Source organism: Pseudoalteromonas piratica (assembly GCF_000788395.1).
Lineage (GTDB): Bacteria > Pseudomonadota > Gammaproteobacteria > Enterobacterales > Alteromonadaceae > Pseudoalteromonas > Pseudoalteromonas piratica.
Window position 1 is genome coordinate 835,507 of sequence record NZ_CP009889.1, and the last position, 17,632, is coordinate 853,138.

The following is a 17,632-nucleotide window of genomic DNA, read 5'->3' on the forward strand; positions in this document are numbered from 1 at the left end:
AATTTAATTTAGTTCACTTTATCATACGCAATTTCTGCGCCAGGTCCCCAAGCAACAAGTTGTTCATTTTTAAAAAACATGCCTGTACATTCATCCTTGGTTGTAATGCCGTCAGAATGTTCATGTTGTGTACGATAGTAGATTATTTGAAAAACATCATCGCCTGAACGTTTCGCAAAAGTAAGGTCTGGGGAACCAAGATTATTAAACACTTGATCTAAAAAGACAGGGTCATCCACTTTAAGCTTACTGAGATAACGTTTATTGAAGGATTCACGATCTTGCCAGAACATGCCTTGCGGGTCATCTTTATAAAAATTGATAACTAAACCAGCTGCAATTGCATAAAGACCCAGTCCTAAGACGATATATTTAAAAATCTTATTATTCATTTTAATTTGGTAAACGTAATGCCTTTAAACTGAAACCAAGGTGAATATCTTGGCGTAAACTAACCAATAGCTTAGCACGAATATATTCTTCTTGGTTGTTATTCAACTTGTTCATTACACGCTTTAACTCATCTGGAGGTGAACTGCACTGAAGAGCAGACTCAACATTGTCATAATGTGTAAGTAAGTTTATGGCACCTTGTTTACCAATGCCAGCAACGCCCGGTATGTCATTGGTCTTATCACCATTCAACGCCCAGTAGTCTATAAGCTGATGATGAGCAACTGAGAACTTATTTTTTACATCAGCGATATCTATATAGGTACTTTTAAAATAATCGTATACCGCAATATGTTGACTTAACAAGGGTAAAAAACCTTTGTCAGTAGAGACAATGGTGCAACTTATCTGACTTTGTGCGGCTTTAGTAGCTAAAGTTGCAATAACGTCATCTGCTTCATCATGCTGAGGTTGATAGACGCTAATACCTAGACTTGAAAAGGCGTTATAGAGTTCTGATAAGCCTTTTGCTAAAGGAGAGGGCATAGGTTTACGTGATTTTTTATATTCGGGATAATAGTGATAACGCCAACTATGATCACCATCGAAAACAACGATTGCGTGTGTTGCTTTGGTTTGGTTTATCAGTTTCCTAGCCGCATTTTGAACACGGAAAAAAGTATTTTTTAACGCTAACTGATCATTCTCACCAGATTGTTGACTATCCACGGCATAAACACGTCGAATTAAGTTTAATGCATCGATCAAAAGTAGGTGAGTTGTCATTGGAAACCTAAACTAACAGTGTGTTATTTATCTAACACAAAAAATGGCGCAATTTAGCGCCATTTTACATTGGTTTAGGAAAAAACTTAAGTCTCTATTTTATAACAAGGTGTATACACAGAGCCTGGTAATTTCATTCTACCTTGGGCAACAAAGGCACTTAGTAAGGTATCCATCTTCAACATTAACGATGTGTCACCTGATAGTGAGAATACGCCATGGCGTTTAATCGCTTTAATTCCTTCGTCTTTTACATTACCAGCTACAATTCCGGAAAAAGCACGTCTTAAATTTGCCGCTAATTGCTCTGTGGGTTGTTTTATTTCGAGGTTTAAATTGGCCATATTTTCATGTGTAGGATAAAAAGGTAGCTGGAACTCGGGCTCAATTTTTAATGACCAATTGAAGTGATACGCGTCACCTCGTTCTTTTCGGTATTCGCGCACTTGCGGCATGCTCTGAGCGAAATATTTACCTACTGCCTCAGGATCATCAATAATGACTTTAAACTTAGATAGCGCTTCCTCACCTAAAGTATCTTTTACAAATTTAACAAGCTCATCAAAATAAGCTCTAGCAGACTCTGGCCCTGTTAAGACAACCGGCAGCACCTGCTTCTGGTTATCAGGGTGAAGTAAAATACCTAAAAGGTATAACAACTCTTCAGCGGTACCAGCGCCACCTGGAAAGATGATTATACCATGTGCAGTTCTAACAAACGCTTCTAAACGCTTTTCAATGTCAGGAAGAATGACTAACTGATTAACAATAGGGTTTGGTGGTTCTGCAGCAATAATACTTGGCTCTGTTAGACCTAAATATCGGTTATCTGTAAAACGTTGTTTAGCATGGCCTATCGTTGCCCCTTTCATAGGACCTTTCATTGCACCTGGGCCACAACCAGTACAAATATTGAAATGTCTTAAACCAAGCTGATAACCAACTTCTTTGGTGTATTTGTATTCAGGCTCTTTGATAGAGTGACCGCCCCAACAGACGATCATATTCGGGTCTTCACTTGGTTTTAACGCTCGAGCATTTCGAAGCATATCAAACACAACATGTGTGATGTGTGAGGCACTTGTCAGGTTAAGTTTGCCATCTTGGTATTTATCTTTAATAAATAAGATGTCGCGTATTACAGCTAACAAATGTTCGTTAATACCATTGATAATTTTGCCATCGACAAAGGCATGTTCAGGTGGGTTAAGTAATTCAACTTTAATGCCGCGCTCACGACAAATAAGATTAATATCGAAGTCTTGATATTTATCATAAATTTCAGAGCTAGAATCTGTATGACTACCTACGTTTAATACTGCTAGTGAGCAATTACGAAATAGACGATAGACTTCACTGGTAGAAGAGCGTTTTAGTGCCTCTACTTCAAGTTGGGAAAGTAAATCTAGTGCTCCAGATGGATTGATCTGTACTTGCATAGGCGTCTCCTTGTACGACTAAAACTATAAAAACAAAGTGCTTATTAATCTTGTATCAATAAGCACTTAATTTAAATATAGTTTTTCTTGGAGACTAAACAAGTTATTTTTTAAGAACGATACGATCGCGACCTGTATTTTTGGCTTCATAAAGCGCTTCATCGGCACGATCAAACGCTTCTTGCATTGAATCAGATTGTTTAATCTGAGTTGCCCCAAACGAAATGGTGATGGTTACTGATTTTTGCTTAAATTTAAATGGAATGGCTTTAATTGAACGCCTTAGTTTCTCAAGTGGTACACTGATTTGTTCTAATTTACTGTGTGGCATAATTAACACAAATTCTTCACCACCAAAGCGTGCGATAAAATCTGTCACTCTGATTGCTTTTTTCAGTGCTTTAGCAACAACTTGTAGTGTTTTATCACCTGCACTGTGACCGTAATTATCATTAATATGTTTAAAGTGATCAATGTCAGCAACAACGATACAGAGATCATGATAGTCACGTTTAAAGGTGTTGTACTCAAGCGCAAAACGTTCATCAAACGCGGCGCGGTTTGGCAATTGGGTTAAGCTATCTTGTAAACTTTTGAAACGTTGTTCGGCAAGACGCTCTTGATAATGTTCTGTTTCTTTCTCGAGTTTATTTACTCGATCACCCATTTCACGCAATGTTTTTACGAGTTCTTCGCGTTCAAGTTGCTCTAACTTTTCTTTGGCAGCTAAATCACAAGTGAGAGATTCCATTTTTTCAGCGATTAACTGCTTTAACGTTGTGATGTTCTGAGCTTCATCAACCTCTTGGCTGATATTGTTCATTTTATCTTGGATCTGCTTATTCAAGTTTTCCATTTGCAAATTAATTTTACTTGAACGCTTAACTGACTCCATTAATGAAGCTTGAAGTAACGACAAGGTTTCGTTGATTGCAAATAAAAACTTTTGTGCGGAAGCACGTTCTTGTGAAATGGTTTCTACAATAATACGAATAATTTCAACACAGCATTCTAGTAAAGCCGAAAGATTGAACTCCGAACTGATTCGTTGCTTAATCGCGTCAATGCGTTGACCACTGTCGCCTTCAAAAGCGAGTTCACTAATTAAATTTTGTAATTCTTGTGCTAATTCTTTTGATTCAATCGAAGTGGAATCACTATTACCGGCTACTTTTTTTTCAAGTACCAAGTGGTATATCTCAACTAACCTAGTGAGCACTGGGATGAATTCAGTAGTAGTTTTGACGCTCTCTAGGTCTGACGTTAATAAGGTGCGTAGATTACGACGTAAGTCATCTGGAAGACCTTGTTTACGCTGTAATTTTTTGCCTGCACTTTCAACGCTTTGGTGCAATGCGCTTAAATTGGACTCAGCGCGAGCAGCTTGTTCTTTAAATAGTTTGGAAATTTCATCCAATAATGGCACTAATTGTTCGTAATCAACGCCTTTTTGAATTGTACTGCGGTACTTAGCCAGACGGTTATCTAATTCAAGATCTAAGCCTTTACAAACAAGTGATAATTTAGCGATAAATTGGGTTAAATAATCTATTTGAACTTTATAAGCGTGTTCGACTTGTTTGCGGCCTTTGATCGCTGAATCTAATTTTGTGCGTAAAATACTAACTTGCTGAGACACCGTGACTTTTACCTATTTCTTTATTGCGCTTAAAGTTTATATTAATGTTTTGCTAATTTCGACCATAATTATTACTTAGTTTAATGATAGTGTGTTTTCTTGTTTTAATCGCTAAAACTGGCACTGTAATTATATAATTGTTACTGTTCGTAAAATTTCCTTCCAGTGTATCAATATGAAAGCATTATTTTCTTCATTAATCTTAGGCGCAATTAGCTTTAGTTCTTCACTCATTGCGGATGTTAAATACCAACTTTCAATCGAAAATGGGGAACATCATCTTGGAAAAGTAACTGCTACTTTCCCCGCAGGGAATGAAAAGTTAAATATTTCACTGCCTTCATGGCGCACAGGCCGTTACGAAATATTAGATATGGCCAATGGCATACGTTTATTTGATGCGAAAGATGCGACAGGTAATCCGCTCAATTGGCAAAAGATTGATTCCAATACATGGCAAATTAATGCCGATCCTTCATCAACAGTAAATATTTCTTATGAAGTCTATGCAAATGAACTTGCTATGCGTTCTCGTCATATTGACGACAGCCATGCTTTTATCGATGCATCTGGCTTTTTTATGTTTGCTGAAGACTATCGTCAAGAAAGTATCGTAGTAGATTTAAATGTACCGAAAGATTGGCGGAGTGTATCCGGACTTGAAACAGGAGAACATCCGCACCAATTTATCGCTGAAAACTATGATGTCTTGGTTGATTCACCGATTGAGACTGGCATTAATAAACTGTTCAAATGGCAAGTTGATGGCCGAGATTATGAATTGGTAATTTGGGGAGAAGGTAATTACGATACTGATCAAATGATTGCTGATTTGAAAAAACTAGTTAAAACAGGCGCTGATATTTGGCATGCATACCCTTACAAGCGCTATGTTTTTATGGTTCACGCTACTAGCGGTGCGCGTGGCGCAACAGAGCATTTAAATTCAACAATAATCCAAAGACAACGTGATTCATTTTTAGAGCGTGATGATTACATCGGATTTATCACGACTGCATCTCATGAATTTGTTCATACGTGGAATGTGAAGGGTTACCGACCTCAAGGTTTAACTCCCTACAATTATATCGGTCATAACTACACTGATTTGTTATGGATTGCTGAGGGGTCTACAAGTTATTTCGATGATTTATTACTCATCCGGGGTGGCATTATAACCCTTAAAGAATATTTTAAAGGCTTATCACGTAATATTAATAAACATTTAGCGCGTCCAGGACGCGAAATTCAATCAGCAAGTGAAACAAGCTTTGATAAATGGATTAACCAAGGCGGCGATCACGATATTAATTACTCAACTAATATCTACAGTGAAGGTGCGCTTATTTCATGGGCACTTGATGCAAAGCTTATTGAAGAAAGTAAAGGGAAGGTGAGTTATCGAGATGTTCATAAGGCACTTTATAAAGACTTCCCATTACCTCAAGGGTTTACAAGTGATGATGTAAAACAAATCTTAAAGGCTGTATCAGGCAAGGATTATGCAAACTGGTGGCAGCAAAATGTAGATTCACCAGCTGAACTCAATTTTGAAGCAATGTTGCAATCTGTTGGTCTGGTTTTTGATTACCCCAAAGGGGTTAAATTTCAACCGCAAGCTGAAATGAGCGGTAATTATAAAAACGGCCAATTGTTTTTAGAAAGAGTGAAACGCAATGGTGCTGCGTGGCATGCGGGCCTCACTCCCGGTGATATCGTTTTTGCAATCAATGGTAAGCGTATCAGTGAATCGTTTGATAACTATATCAAGCGCTTTAAAACAGGTGATACATTAGAAATTAGTTATTTTCGTCGTGATGAAATCCATACGACACAACTGACGTTGAGCAAAAAAGCAAATAAAGCAAAAAGTATCAGCTTAGTGGAAAATCCAACCAGATTACAGAAGCATTTATTTAAAGCTTGGTTGGGAGTTGACTACCCGAGTAGCCTTTAGCAATTTAAGTGGGTGTTTGAACATCACTGGCACCCACTGCTAATTTATTAAAAATTAAGCTTTTTTATTTACTTTTTTCAATTTAAATTCAAAATAAGTATCACATACTCAAGTACACATGAAGGAACGACAGTGTTTAAACAATTCATATTTTTACTTTTAATTTTTTCTTGTTCGCTTTTTGCTAAAGATTACAGCTCACTTTATAACAAACTTGATAAGTCAGTCGTCATAATTTACTCAGACACTCAAGAGGTGAGGGCTGAAGCAAATCAACTTGTAACGAAAACAGCGAGTAGTTTAGGCACTGGAACGCTTATTAACAAAGAAGGGTTAATCTTAACCGCAGCACATGTTGTAAATAGTGCAGATGAGTTAACAGTTAATGTTAAAAACCGTGGTGAGTATAAAGCTAAAGTGATAGCTAGTTTTCAAGCAGCAGATATCGCCTTAATTAAATTAATTACAAACGACAAAGATTTTCCATTTGTTAAATTGGGTGATTCTAATAAAGCAAAAATTGGCAATGAAGTATTTGTAATTGGGACTCCTTATGGGCTAGAACACACGTTAACTGTTGGCCATCTAAGTGGTCGTCGTATCTATAACCATCCAAGTTTTAATGAAATTGAGTTTATTCAAACGGATGCAGCAATTAATCAGGGCAATTCGGGTGGACCGCTTTTTTTATCGAATGGTGAATTAATCGGTGTTGTAAGTTATATACAATCTCAATCTGGTGGTAATGAAGGGCTTGGCTTTGCAGCTAGTACTGAAATGGTTAAAAATATTCTTATCGATCAGCCGATGATCTGGTTTGGTATTGAGTATAGTTTTCTTACTCCGGTAATGGCTGCAGCACTAAATGTTCCGCAACGCGCTGGTTTATTAATTGAAAAAGTAGCAACACAAAGCTTTGCTGAGAAATTAGGGCTTAAAGGTGGTGTGATCCCTGCAGTGATTGATGATTCTCCTGTTATTCTAGGCGGTGATGTGATTTTAGCAATTGGACCTCATATTCTGACTGGCGAGGAACAAAATTATTTGAACATTTTAAACTATACTAAATCACTCAAAGGTGGAGAAAATATAAAATTTACTGTGTTGCGTATGGGTCACGAACTAACACTTGAAGCTGCATTACCAAACGTTAAAATTAAATTACAGTAATATGTAAACACAGAAAAGAAACAGGGAGTACTTTCTTTTCTGTGTATTTATTAATATTATATTATAGGTTTAAAAGGAGTTAACTATGGCAAAATCAGCGGGCAAGGGATCGCTTCATAAAGATCTTATACTTTACTTTTTACTTGTAATTGCAATTGCAGCAATCCCTGTTTTGTATTTTCAATATATTCAATAAACAGTGTCTACTCTAACACTACCATTTGATAAATAAACAATTCTTACATCATCATTTTTTGTCAAACGCATGTTATGGTCATAATCCTGCACGACCATAACACGCTGTTTTTCTTCAGTTAAAATAAGCAGTTCAATAAGTCGTAAGGTTTTCTCTTTATAACGAACTGAGCGATTGTTAGCTATTGATGCACCAATCAATGACCCTAATATGGTTGCCGCAACTTGACCACTGCCGTCACCAAATTGATTTCCAATAACACCTCCGATTAATGCACCACCAAAATGATGCCATCCTGCGGATTTATCTTTAACCAGTTCTGTTTCAGTAATGCTACGAATTGATTCAACTTTACCATAAACTACTTTTTCTACAGGAACAGCTTTATTGCGCTCATAGCTATTAGCCGAAAAACTAGAAATTAGAAAAGAGAAAATAACAGCGGTGATTAATCGATAGTTCATAGCTTTACCAACCTATACGTTTCTTTTCTCTGTTTTTACGGATTTCCGTTTCGTCCGCCCATTCAACTAAACCTGTTTTTAAATCCATTAATCGCATAGTAAACTTGTAATAAACGTCTTGTTTATCTTTATTAAACTTTACAATGCTTGATAAATTGCCGTAGAGCATGTATTCAGCGCCTACATGTTGGCCAAAAGCAATGGCTGAATTAGTGTCAACCAACCCGCCATCTTGTTGATAAGTAAGCTGCTCACGTGCCGCTTCAACCCGTGTCATATCAACAAATCGAACACTACCAGAACGGAGTAACTTTGTTGAAATAGAATCAGTAATTGATTCCGTATCGATATGCTCACTTGTTTTGTTTTTAATTCTTTCAACAAAGAAAATAGGACGTCCATTTTTACTAAACTCAGACATAGCTGGAGAAACTAATAAAGAGTCGGTCATTTCAGCAGCAACTTTTTGTAAGTCAGTTGAACCAAAACCAATATCAACAGTTTCAACTTCAGTAGCATCACCATAAGTGACTACTTCACGATTTGCACAACCTGTTAATGCGAGCATTGTAATTAATGTAGTTGCGAGTAAATGCTTTTTCATAATTGTTACCTTAAAAATTATTGAGAGGTTATGCGTTAAAAACGGTATATAGTTTCATTAACTTCACGTACATAAAGCGTGAATTTTGCGACGTCTTTGGTTGGTGCAATTGCACCTAGATTGACCACTTGATGTCCGTGTAAAGGCAATGACTTCCATGGCTCTTTGCCTTCTTCGATTACAAAACCGTCTTTATCAAACCAATTAAAATGATACTGTAGATTTTGTGTTTTTTTATAACGGCTAGTAATTTCGAGGTTTACATCTAATAAACCGTTTGTTGAACGTGTTAGTACGTTTGAAATGTATAACCTTTCGCCTAATTGTTTATTATCAACCCTTAGGTGCTTTTGCCAATTATCATTTACTGCAATTTGATCACTACCCGTTCCGGATGTGACAGGCTTATTGGCACACCCTTGTATAAAAAGAGCTAACAGTATGAGTGCGATTGAATATTTCATAACTTCACCTATATCGTGTAAACAGAAGTGTTAAATGTTGAGCCAATGGAGACAACTTTTATTAAAACCGACTGTTTGGCTTGGGTACTAAAAGTAATGGGGTGGGTTACACCATTAAATACTAGATTCAGAGTATTTTCACCGTGTGGCAGATAAGTCTTTGCAATTTGATAATTGTCAGCAAGTGTGAGCCATGAACGTGTATCAGCACGTTCACTGGCAAGGTTGTAAAGCGTAGCAATGATATTACCTAAATCGCCACCATTCTTTGCTGCGCGTTGGCGAAATTCTTCTTTCGCAATTAAGCGTGTGATTTGTCTGGCAACTATACCTGGCATGCGATCTTTTAAATCTTTAGCAGCAAGGGACGATAGCCTAACTATTGGTTGCGTGTTTAATTGAGCCTCATCATACTCTAACAATAGAGGAGAATGATTTGCATAATTGTCGTGATAGCTCGGCATTGCAACACTGTAAAAACGCATTTCATCACGAGATGTAAAAATGGGTAAGTCAATTCGTGATTCTACTTTCTGAGGTGCCAAACCTTGTTCGAACACAATGAGTACAGGACTTAACGACCGATTATTATGAGTGGAATCACGGTTAAACTGTTGTTTAAACATACGATATTCATCATTAAATGCTAAATATTTTGCTAACCGTAATACATCGTTTTGTAAATAGATATTGTCTGGAAAGATTTCGATTGCACGTTTGTAATCTATATAAGCAGAGTTATATTCGCCAACGGCTTCATATAAAAAACCTGATAAATAAAAGGTAAATGCATTTTGAAAACCATTTTTCACATTGCCGATAATGCCGTCCATACTTGGATAACTGTTATAAAGATCGTTTAGATCAAGATTTGCATTCTGCACTGCTTTTTCTAAAGTACTCGTATTTGCTTTAAGCGCTTGCTCTTGAGTTAAATTAGCTCTTCTTATTTCAACTAACGCCGCTTCAATGTCGTTCAGTGCAATAAAATTTAAAGCTTGTAAGGTATGCACCATAGTTTGTTCATAATAGGGTACTTGATATTCACGAATATTATCGTTAGTGATAAATGAAGCGGTGGTTTCGAGTCCTTTGCTAACTTCTATATTTGCGGCGAAGTTTTGCGAGTCTATTTGGCTTAGCGCAATCTCAAAATCGTGTTTACTCTGAGTAAAATTTTGATTGAGTTGAGACACACGGCCTTTTTCCAGTTGATTTAGCGTGTAGGAAACATTATTGCTTGAGACTGAAGGTAGTAATGCTGATGCATTTAATACATCGTTTTGTTGTAACGCATTCCTTACCGGTTCAATTTGCTGGTTATAGGTTGTGAATAATTGGCTACCCGAAAAACTACTGCAGGCAGTTAAGCTTGTAATAAAAAAGCAAGTGATAACCAAAGGATTTATAAAACGCAAATGTGACCTAATAAAACAACTTAATTTAATAGTTATATTATGTGTTGAGAGTAGGGGGAATTCACGTTTTTTGTTGTTGAAATTTGTAAGATTCTTATTACAAAAAAGCCATGCAATGCATGGCTTTTATAAGTCAGAAGGCGCTATTAGTTAAATGTAGGAACTGAGCGTTCTTCTCTTCTTGGTTTATTCGATTTCTTTTTAAACGTTTTCATTGAACGATCATCATTAAAACGCTCACGCTTACGAGGTGGACGTTTACCACGATTTTCAGAATCATAACCTGAACTGTGTGATGCACCCTCAACGAGGCTAGGGTTAATTTTATGACGACGAATTGTCACATTCTTTAACTTCTCAAAGCCTTGACCCGGAAGTGACTTTGGTAATTCAACATGACAGTGATTATCGAATAGTTTGATGTTACCGATTTCACGCGAATTAATACGCACTTCATTGGCGATTGCACCTACGATATCACTTGGTTTTACACCTTGTGCGCGTCCAACAGCAAATTTGTAAGTAGCAAAGTCACCAGAATTACGACGCTCGCGTCCGCCTTCACGACCACGACGATCACCTCGGTCATTACGCATACCATCACGACCACGGCGTTCACCACGCTTATCTACCGGATCAGCTTGTGGGAATAATGGTAGTTTTTGTTGCAATTGGTATAACATTGCTGCAGCAAGTTGTTCCGTAGTGATTTCAGTTTCTTCAGTAAACTTCGCTAATACTTCAGCGTATTTCTCAAGATTAGGACTTGCAGCAACACTCACAAGCTTTTCTTTTGTCTTTTCAATACGGTGTTTGCTTAACTGGCTTGCATCAGGCATATCAAATGGTGTGATTTGACCTTCAGTAGCACGTTCTAAACGATTTAATAAACGCATTTCACGGTGTGATGCAAATAAAATCGCTTCACCTTCACGACCAGCACGACCAGTACGACCAATACGGTGAACATATGATTCGCTGTCGAATGGTAAGTCGTAGTTAATAACATGACTGATACGTGGAACATCAAGACCACGTGCTACAACATCCGTAGCAATTAGTATGTGAATACGACCATTTTTAAGTTGGTCTACAATACGCTCACGATCTTGCTGTTGCATGTCACCATTTAAAGCCGCAGCTTTAAAGCCTTTGCTTACTAGGTGTTCGCTTAACGTTAGTGTGTCGTTACGAGTACGAACAAATACAATCATTGCATCATAATCTACAACTTCAGCAATGCGCTCAAGACCAGCTGTTTTACCGATTGCGCCAACACGCCATGCGCGTTGTGTAATGTTTGCTTTTGCTTGTTTTTCAACAGCAATTTTTACATGTACAGGATCAGTTAAGAACTGTGATGTAATTTTTTTAATTGGCGCCGGCATTGTTGCTGAGAAAAACGCCATCTGAGTGTCTTCAGGAACGTGATCAAGGATCCACTCAATATCGTCTAAGAAGCCCATGTTAAGCATTTCATCAGCTTCATCTAGAACACATGCTTTAAGGTTATCTAAATTTAAACGACCTTTCTCAATGTGATCCATCATGCGGCCTGGTGTGCCAACTACAATTTGTGGACCACGTTTTAAATCGCGGTTTTGAATTGTATAAGATTGACCACCATAAACAGTCGCTACATTAATACCACGAATGTTTTTAGCAAAATCTGTAATTGCTTCTGCTACCTGAATAGCAAGCTCACGTGTAGGACATACCACAAGCATTTGTGGTGCATTTATATTTTCATCAATACGAGCAAGCAATGGTAAACCGAATGCAGCTGTTTTACCTGTACCTGTTTGTGCTTCGCCAAGTACATCATTGCCTGCAAGTAACGCCGGAATAGACTGTTGTTGAATCGGTGTAGGCTCTACAAAACCAAGTTCTGTAATCGCGCTAAGGATAGGGGTAGGAAGGGATAGTTCTTCGAATAAAATTTTGTCGTTTGACATCTACTACTCAACTTTTTTGCGGCTTTCGCCTAATTAAGATACACGGAGGTAGAGGCCAAATGTAGAAATATACATGGCAGCATATAGCACCAGTGAGCTGTAGCTCAATAGTTATGTTTGGTCTTTACCTCGTCACACAGTAACGCATTTAAAGCGTTATTTCCGACGCTTGGCTGATAAAGTCCCAAAACACAGCGCTTGCCGGAGACGGTGCACTATACAGTAATTAGAGGACATTGCAAGCTATTTAAGGCTCTCTGATTGTTTATGATACTCTGCCAATCGTATTTTTAACCATTTTTCAGAAGTTACTACTTTATTGTCACATTTTATTTTATAGCTAATACCAGTGAATGAACTTTTGCTGGCAAGGTTTTTTATAAAGGTGTGGCCATTATTTGCAAATCGTGAAGCGTTATTGTATTTCAGTGTGAGATGATCTGCTGCTTTATTTGCTGAGTGCCCGATTCCATTACGTATAAAAGTACAGTTACTGTTTCTAACTTGCTCAATTAAAAAACTGATCTCATCAGGCATTTTAGATGAGCAGTAAAACGATACTAGTAACAAGATTAATAAAAGTAATTTAGTTAGTCTCATAAATCACCTCTGCCATCACAAACATATGGTCGGATAAACCATTGCCGACATTTTCATAGTGTTTAAAACTAAAATGTTCTGAAACCATAATCCAATCGAGTCTTTTATTGCCGAATGTATCTAGTGTTTTAGAATTAGGTTTGTAAAGTTTTAATCGATATTTATCTTGAAGTGTTTTGATTACCGAATCTTGCCATCGCCAGTCTGTATTAAAATCACCCATAATAATAAGCGGTTTTTTATTCTGATTTAAATGTAATTTCAGTTCTTCAATTTGTTTTGAACGGACCGATGCCCTAGAGAAATCAAGATGCAGTGAAACAATGCCTACACTTATATCGGGTTCTAATAGTATTTCGCCATAGCTAAACCCCTTATTCGTTGTTGGAAAACTAGGTTTAAATGTAACCCCACTGCAATTTTTCATAGCGAGGGTCGAAAAAAGCTCTGTTCCGTAAGTTCCCCACCAAGCATTCACATGATTTGTGACTGTGTAAGAATTAAATTGTGAGTGACGCATAATGTGACTAGCATGGTTAAAATTGCCACTCCACCAAGAAGGTGCATCTAACTCTTGTAGCGCGAGAATGTGCGGTTTTTTTAATTGAATAAAAGACGAAATAGCATTGAGATTTTGCTTTATCTCATTTGTTGACGTTGTTAGCTGTGAAAAATTAGTAGCACGACCATGAGCAAGGTTTGCGGTCATAACTTTTATGCTATCCGAGTTAGTTAGGCTTTTTGTGCTGGCTGCAATTTGATTACATCTATTTTCAGCGTGACTAAACATAGGTAAGCAGAAAAAAAATGTAACCAAAGACCATTTATATTTCATATTTCGGCTCATTTATCAAACAAAACAGGTTGTGTTGCTAATGAACTGTTACAAATGTGAGCTTAATGTACACTGAACTAGATTAATTTGTAGACAGTTTGTTTTTGACTAATATTTTCATTGTTTATCTAAATTCAGTGTATATAATTCGCTCAAAATTCATTTAGGAGCTATATTATGCTTAAACTAGTTACAGTACTTTCTCTCACTGCATCATCAGTTGCATTCGCAAGTAACGATGTTGCACCAAATACATTTTACACGTCAGTATGTAATGTAGCCAAAGCAGATGGATTTAAAGCGGCAAAATCATATGCTAAAACACAAGGTGTGTTCATCAGTAAACATTTCTCTGACATTGAGTGTAATGGCATTTCGTTGAAGCAGTTTGCTGATGTTAAAAAAACATCAAAGCAATCTTCGGATAAATTCGATTTAGTTGATGACAGCAGCGCGACACAACTGTGTGCAAAAGCAGCTGATTTAGGAATTAAAGCGGTTTCAAAACGCTCAGCTAAGATTAAAGCGTTAAGATGTAATGGCTTACCAGTTTCAGAGTTTGTTAAACAAGTTCAAACAAAAAGCTAAAAAAAAGGTGTGATAAGAAAGCTTATCACACCTTATTTTTATCCTGCCAAAAACTCTGCTCGTGTATTGGGGTTAGACTTAAATGCACCGCCTAATGCCGTGGTTGCCGTTTCCGATGTGGCATCCATAACACCACGACTTTTAACACAATAATGAACCGCATTGATTGAAACGGCTACATTGTCAGTTTCTAATAATGCTTGTAAAGCAATTAAAACCTGTTGCGTAAGACGTTCTTGTACCTGAGGACGTTGTGCAAAAAAACGTACTATGCGGTTTATTTTTGACAGCCCGATAATCTTTTTATTTGGGATATATGCCACCTTTGCATAGCCATCAATCGTTACAAAATGATGCTCACAGGTGCTTGTTAGCGAAATATTATTCACTTTCACCATTTCATCAACTTTCATCTTATTTTCAATCAATGCAATTTTTGGAAAGTTTTCATAATCAAGGCCAGCAAAAATTTCACGAACATACATTTTTGCTATGCGATGTGGTGTTTCATTTAAGCTATCGTCTTCTAAATCCAAGCCTAAAGTGTCTACAATTTCAGTAAATAACCCTTTGATGCGTTCGTATTTTTGTTCTGGAGAGAATTCTGTAGCCTTTAGAGGCGTTTCTAAACCTGCATCTAATAACGCTTGTTTTACTAATTGTGCTTCAGATGAAATCATCTTAATTCCTATTGTGGCATGTGAATGCCTGTTTCCAATTTAATGAAAGTGTAATACGTATTGCGATATTACTTTGATCATCAGTTGGTGTTTACGACGCTAAATTAGAGGGTTATTTTAGTGAAAATAGGGAATTACTCAATTAGAAAAGTGAATACTATAGATTACTAGGTCGTGTTTGGTGGTAATTTGTACATTTTAAGTCGTGGAAAAGCGATATTTACAACTTATTAATTAATTGCTCCCCTTATACTTATATCTAATTTACATAACCATTTGTTTTAACGTTATAACTAGAATTCAAATAAAAAGTAGGGTAGTTTCATAATATCTGTGAATAAATAGTCAGTGCTTTTACATGAAAATTCTCGCTTTACTCTCTGTGGTAATTCTTTTTGTATTTATTTTGAATCTCTTTGGTCGTTTTTTAGCTAAACGCGCGGATAAAAATAAATAGGATTTTAAAATGGCTTCTTGGTAGAATGAAGTCACTATGAGTAAAGAAGTACATGTTATGGATTTAATTCAATCCCTTTTTAATTACGCTTGGCAAATTGTTGTTTATTTATTTTTGCTATGGCTTGTTTATTATTTCTTTACTAATACAAGCAGAAAAACAAAAGTCTCAGTAACTATTTTATCTGCTCTTGTTATCACACTTGGTATTTCTACCGGTATTCTAGAAGAACAGTTCGAGGATATTGAAGCCGCATCGGAACAACATATAATTCATATCAAGGCAATACAAGAAACATATGATTCTTAATGCTTAAAACTAATAGTTTGTAAAAAAGGTTTTGTAGATAAAAATACAAAACCTTTTTTGTTTATAGCCCAATTTAATTTGATGAGCATATCGAAATATTCAAAATGCCATTTAAATTCCCATAATGTACGATGTGTAAAAAAGGGGAAATGTGAATATTTCCCTTTTTTATTAGTCAGTTATTAGCTTTAATTGAATTGTCATATTGCCAAAAGAATTAAATCAAAATTAGAATATGTAACAATTTCAGTTATTCGTAACGCCCTGTTAATGGGCAAAATTTAGTTGGCTATAATCTTGAGCGGAGCGAAATCAGCCAGCTGAATTTTGGCCACTATTCAACAGCTTGTTATGTTTACTTTTATTAGAAAGTTTCCATTATTACTTCTTGGTCTTTTGACGGGAATTTAATAATGACTGACTCATATTGGCTTTCTAATGTTTCGATTTCAATATAATCGCCAGATTTAAAAATGATTTTGAGTAAATTTGGTGACGATAAACTTACATCAGAAAACTTCTGCCTGCCAAGTGCCCCCCATGGAGCATTACTTGGTGCATCATCCCACTCATACAACGCGCCATTTATATTCGCAAAAACACGCTCATTACAATGAATATTTACATCACAGAATTGAAAGCCAATCCCATAAGAAGAGAGCAAAACTGAATCTACATATAAGTCACTCAGCGCACTTTTTAGTATTTCTACAATTTCGGGACTAAAACGAATCACGGAACTACCTTGTAAACATAACGCCTTACTAATGGGCGCATAAATGCTTGGCTAAAATTGGTGATGCACGAACCAAGCCAAGCTTTATTAGTCCATGCGTTAATGCGTTTGTTAGGCATATTATCGATACAGTATATCTAATGAACCTGTTTTCCAAATCTCTGAGTAATTATTGCCTACCTTTAATTTATCGAAGTGCCTCTTTGACACGTCTAGCTTCAATATTTCACCAGTAGCCGTGTTATCGATATACACATAGTAACTTGTTCCGCCTTTGTTACTTGTATAAGTGTCTAATTCAACAATTTTACCTTCAAGTTTCGTATCTAATTGAGTGCCAAAGGTTGCATTTACATACATAACATAGCCTTGACTCATTAAAATAAATAAGCAGCAAAGCATAAACACCCAAAGGCAGCCTTTTATGTCACCTGCTTGTTTTCGGTACTTTGGAAATGTTGTGAAATAGAGAAAATACGAAACGATCAATACAGGAATTGTTAAATAATCAAATGCGAAAAAGAAAGGCTCATTTAGAATAGTGTCGTACTGCAAAATGGGGATAACCCCTAAAACCATAAAGGTTATAAAAAACCATGATCCATATTTTGTTAAAAAAGCTTCCATGAATACTCTATTTGCCTAACAATTTAATATCGACCCTATGGGTCGTTTTTGTACCGAGCCGCAGGTTCTTTTAATCATTGTCCCAGTTCTATCATAATTACTAACTTGTTGCTACATATATACTTTTAATCATGATAGAAATTATGAATAAGATAAAAACGACCAAATGGGTCGTTTTCCTGAATACTAGAGAAACTTATAGAACTGGATATAAAATCAGTTCTGAGAAAATATTTAAATGGCTATTGTTGGCTAATTACTGATGGGTAGATAATTAAATTAAGAGTGTTATTTCAGCTTTATGTCAACAACTGT

At 36.5% G+C, this 17,632-nt stretch carries 18 protein-coding genes; 4 read left to right on the forward strand and 14 right to left on the reverse strand.

Features of this window, described 5'->3' with window-relative positions; all coding sequences use genetic code 11:
- Window positions 1–8: 8 nt before the first annotated feature.
- From OM33_RS18480 to OM33_RS18495, 4 genes are all read right to left on the reverse strand, one after another.
- The gene (locus tag OM33_RS18480) at window positions 9–392 is read right to left on the reverse strand and encodes a DUF3192 domain-containing protein (protein WP_040135808.1); all 384 of its coding nucleotides are present in this window, start codon (window positions 390–392) and stop codon (window positions 9–11) included.
- A 1-nt stretch (window position 393) separates the two neighbouring features.
- Window positions 394–1,179 (reverse strand): flap endonuclease Xni, encoded by a 786-nt coding sequence (gene xni / locus OM33_RS18485; RefSeq protein WP_040135810.1) that lies wholly within the window; start codon window positions 1,177–1,179, stop codon window positions 394–396.
- Between the two features lie 86 nt (window positions 1,180–1,265).
- Window positions 1,266–2,618, reverse strand: a complete 1,353-nt coding sequence (ppnN, locus tag OM33_RS18490; RefSeq protein WP_040135811.1) for a nucleotide 5'-monophosphate nucleosidase PpnN — start codon at window positions 2,616–2,618, stop codon at window positions 1,266–1,268.
- 103 nt (window positions 2,619–2,721) lie between these two features.
- Entirely contained in the window at window positions 2,722–4,257 is a 1,536-nt protein-coding gene (locus OM33_RS18495) for a GGDEF domain-containing protein (RefSeq protein WP_040135813.1), read from the reverse strand.
- A gap of 175 nt (window positions 4,258–4,432) precedes the next feature.
- Here OM33_RS18495 and OM33_RS18500 point away from each other — a divergent pair, with 175 nt between their 5' ends.
- Together OM33_RS18500 and OM33_RS18505 are read left to right on the forward strand one after the other, a co-directional pair.
- On the forward strand, window positions 4,433–6,214 hold the full coding sequence (locus OM33_RS18500) for a M61 family metallopeptidase (RefSeq protein ID WP_040135815.1): 1,782 nt from the start codon (window positions 4,433–4,435) through the stop codon (window positions 6,212–6,214).
- Window positions 6,215–6,346: 132 nt separating this feature from the next.
- Window positions 6,347–7,384: a S1C family serine protease gene (locus OM33_RS18505; protein ID WP_040135817.1), complete on the forward strand. Its 1,038-nt coding sequence runs from the start codon at window positions 6,347–6,349 to the stop codon at window positions 7,382–7,384.
- A 189-nt stretch (window positions 7,385–7,573) separates the two neighbouring features.
- Here the strand turns inward: OM33_RS18505 and OM33_RS18510 are convergent, their stop codons facing one another.
- From OM33_RS18510 to OM33_RS18540, 7 genes are all read right to left on the reverse strand, one after another.
- Window positions 7,574–8,044 carry an outer membrane lipoprotein gene (locus tag OM33_RS18510; RefSeq protein WP_040135819.1) on the reverse strand — a complete coding sequence of 157 codons (471 nt, stop codon included), beginning with the start codon at window positions 8,042–8,044 and terminating at the stop codon, window positions 7,574–7,576.
- A gap of 4 nt (window positions 8,045–8,048) precedes the next feature.
- Window positions 8,049–8,648 carry a penicillin-binding protein activator LpoB gene (gene lpoB / locus OM33_RS18515; RefSeq protein ID WP_040135821.1) on the reverse strand — a complete coding sequence of 200 codons (600 nt, stop codon included), beginning with the start codon at window positions 8,646–8,648 and terminating at the stop codon, window positions 8,049–8,051.
- 35 nt (window positions 8,649–8,683) lie between these two features.
- Window positions 8,684–9,112, reverse strand: a complete 429-nt coding sequence (locus OM33_RS18520) for a YcfL family protein (RefSeq protein ID WP_040135823.1) — start codon at window positions 9,110–9,112, stop codon at window positions 8,684–8,686.
- 8 nt (window positions 9,113–9,120) lie between these two features.
- The gene (locus OM33_RS18525) at window positions 9,121–10,530 is read right to left on the reverse strand and encodes a COG3014 family protein (protein ID WP_040135825.1); all 1,410 of its coding nucleotides are present in this window, start codon (window positions 10,528–10,530) and stop codon (window positions 9,121–9,123) included.
- Window positions 10,531–10,676: 146 nt separating this feature from the next.
- Window positions 10,677–12,485: a DEAD/DEAH box helicase gene (locus OM33_RS18530; protein ID WP_040135826.1), complete on the reverse strand. Its 1,809-nt coding sequence runs from the start codon at window positions 12,483–12,485 to the stop codon at window positions 10,677–10,679.
- Window positions 12,486–12,728: 243 nt separating this feature from the next.
- Entirely contained in the window at window positions 12,729–13,085 is a 357-nt protein-coding gene (locus OM33_RS18535; RefSeq protein ID WP_040135828.1) for a DUF5329 family protein, read from the reverse strand.
- Window positions 13,072–13,920, reverse strand: a complete 849-nt coding sequence (locus tag OM33_RS18540; RefSeq protein WP_040135830.1) for an endonuclease/exonuclease/phosphatase family protein — start codon at window positions 13,918–13,920, stop codon at window positions 13,072–13,074. The genes OM33_RS18535 and OM33_RS18540 overlap by 14 nt, the downstream gene beginning before the upstream one ends.
- Window positions 13,921–14,097: 177 nt before the next feature.
- On the opposite strand from OM33_RS18540, the gene OM33_RS18545 reads away from it, so the two are divergent.
- Window positions 14,098–14,508 carry a hypothetical protein gene (locus tag OM33_RS18545; protein WP_040135832.1) on the forward strand — a complete coding sequence of 137 codons (411 nt, stop codon included), beginning with the start codon at window positions 14,098–14,100 and terminating at the stop codon, window positions 14,506–14,508.
- Window positions 14,509–14,546: 38 nt separating this feature from the next.
- Here the strand turns inward: OM33_RS18545 and folE are convergent, their stop codons facing one another.
- The gene (gene folE, locus OM33_RS18550; protein WP_040135834.1) at window positions 14,547–15,188 is read right to left on the reverse strand and encodes a GTP cyclohydrolase I FolE; all 642 of its coding nucleotides are present in this window, start codon (window positions 15,186–15,188) and stop codon (window positions 14,547–14,549) included.
- 493 nt (window positions 15,189–15,681) lie between these two features.
- On the opposite strand from folE, the gene OM33_RS18555 reads away from it, so the two are divergent.
- Window positions 15,682–15,954: a hypothetical protein gene (locus OM33_RS18555; RefSeq protein ID WP_040135836.1), complete on the forward strand. Its 273-nt coding sequence runs from the start codon at window positions 15,682–15,684 to the stop codon at window positions 15,952–15,954.
- Between the two features lie 364 nt (window positions 15,955–16,318).
- On the opposite strand, the gene OM33_RS18560 is transcribed toward OM33_RS18555, so the two are convergent.
- Both OM33_RS18560 and OM33_RS18565 read right to left on the reverse strand, forming a co-directional pair.
- On the reverse strand, window positions 16,319–16,690 hold the full coding sequence (locus OM33_RS18560; protein ID WP_040135838.1) for a hypothetical protein: 372 nt from the start codon (window positions 16,688–16,690) through the stop codon (window positions 16,319–16,321).
- A 120-nt stretch (window positions 16,691–16,810) separates the two neighbouring features.
- Window positions 16,811–17,317, reverse strand: coding sequence for a hypothetical protein (locus OM33_RS18565; protein WP_040135840.1), 507 nt, complete (start codon window positions 17,315–17,317; stop codon window positions 16,811–16,813).
- Window positions 17,318–17,632: the final 315 nt, after the last annotated feature.

Bases quoted from the DNA above. Each gene is read 5' to 3' on its own strand.
- OM33_RS18480 (WP_040135808.1), bottom strand. From the start codon at position 392: ATGAATAATAAGATTTTTAAATATATCGTCTTAGGACTGGGTCTTTAT.
- xni (WP_040135810.1), bottom strand. From the start codon at position 1,179: ATGACAACTCACCTACTTTTGATCGATGCATTAAACTTAATTCGACGT.
- ppnN (WP_040135811.1), bottom strand. From the start codon at position 2,618: ATGCAAGTACAGATCAATCCATCTGGAGCACTAGATTTACTTTCCCAA.
- OM33_RS18500 (WP_040135815.1), top strand. From the start codon at position 4,433: ATGAAAGCATTATTTTCTTCATTAATCTTAGGCGCAATTAGCTTTAGT.
- OM33_RS18510 (WP_040135819.1), bottom strand. From the start codon at position 8,044: ATGAACTATCGATTAATCACCGCTGTTATTTTCTCTTTTCTAATTTCT.
- lpoB (WP_040135821.1), bottom strand. From the start codon at position 8,648: ATGAAAAAGCATTTACTCGCAACTACATTAATTACAATGCTCGCATTA.
- OM33_RS18520 (WP_040135823.1), bottom strand. From the start codon at position 9,112: ATGAAATATTCAATCGCACTCATACTGTTAGCTCTTTTTATACAAGGG.
- OM33_RS18530 (WP_040135826.1), bottom strand. From the start codon at position 12,485: ATGTCAAACGACAAAATTTTATTCGAAGAACTATCCCTTCCTACCCCT.
- OM33_RS18535 (WP_040135828.1), bottom strand. From the start codon at position 13,085: ATGAGACTAACTAAATTACTTTTATTAATCTTGTTACTAGTATCGTTT.
- OM33_RS18540 (WP_040135830.1), bottom strand. From the start codon at position 13,920: ATGAAATATAAATGGTCTTTGGTTACATTTTTTTTCTGCTTACCTATG.
- OM33_RS18545 (WP_040135832.1), top strand. From the start codon at position 14,098: ATGCTTAAACTAGTTACAGTACTTTCTCTCACTGCATCATCAGTTGCA.
- folE (WP_040135834.1), bottom strand. From the start codon at position 15,188: ATGATTTCATCTGAAGCACAATTAGTAAAACAAGCGTTATTAGATGCA.
- OM33_RS18555 (WP_040135836.1), top strand. From the start codon at position 15,682: ATGAGTAAAGAAGTACATGTTATGGATTTAATTCAATCCCTTTTTAAT.
- OM33_RS18565 (WP_040135840.1), bottom strand. From the start codon at position 17,317: ATGGAAGCTTTTTTAACAAAATATGGATCATGGTTTTTTATAACCTTT.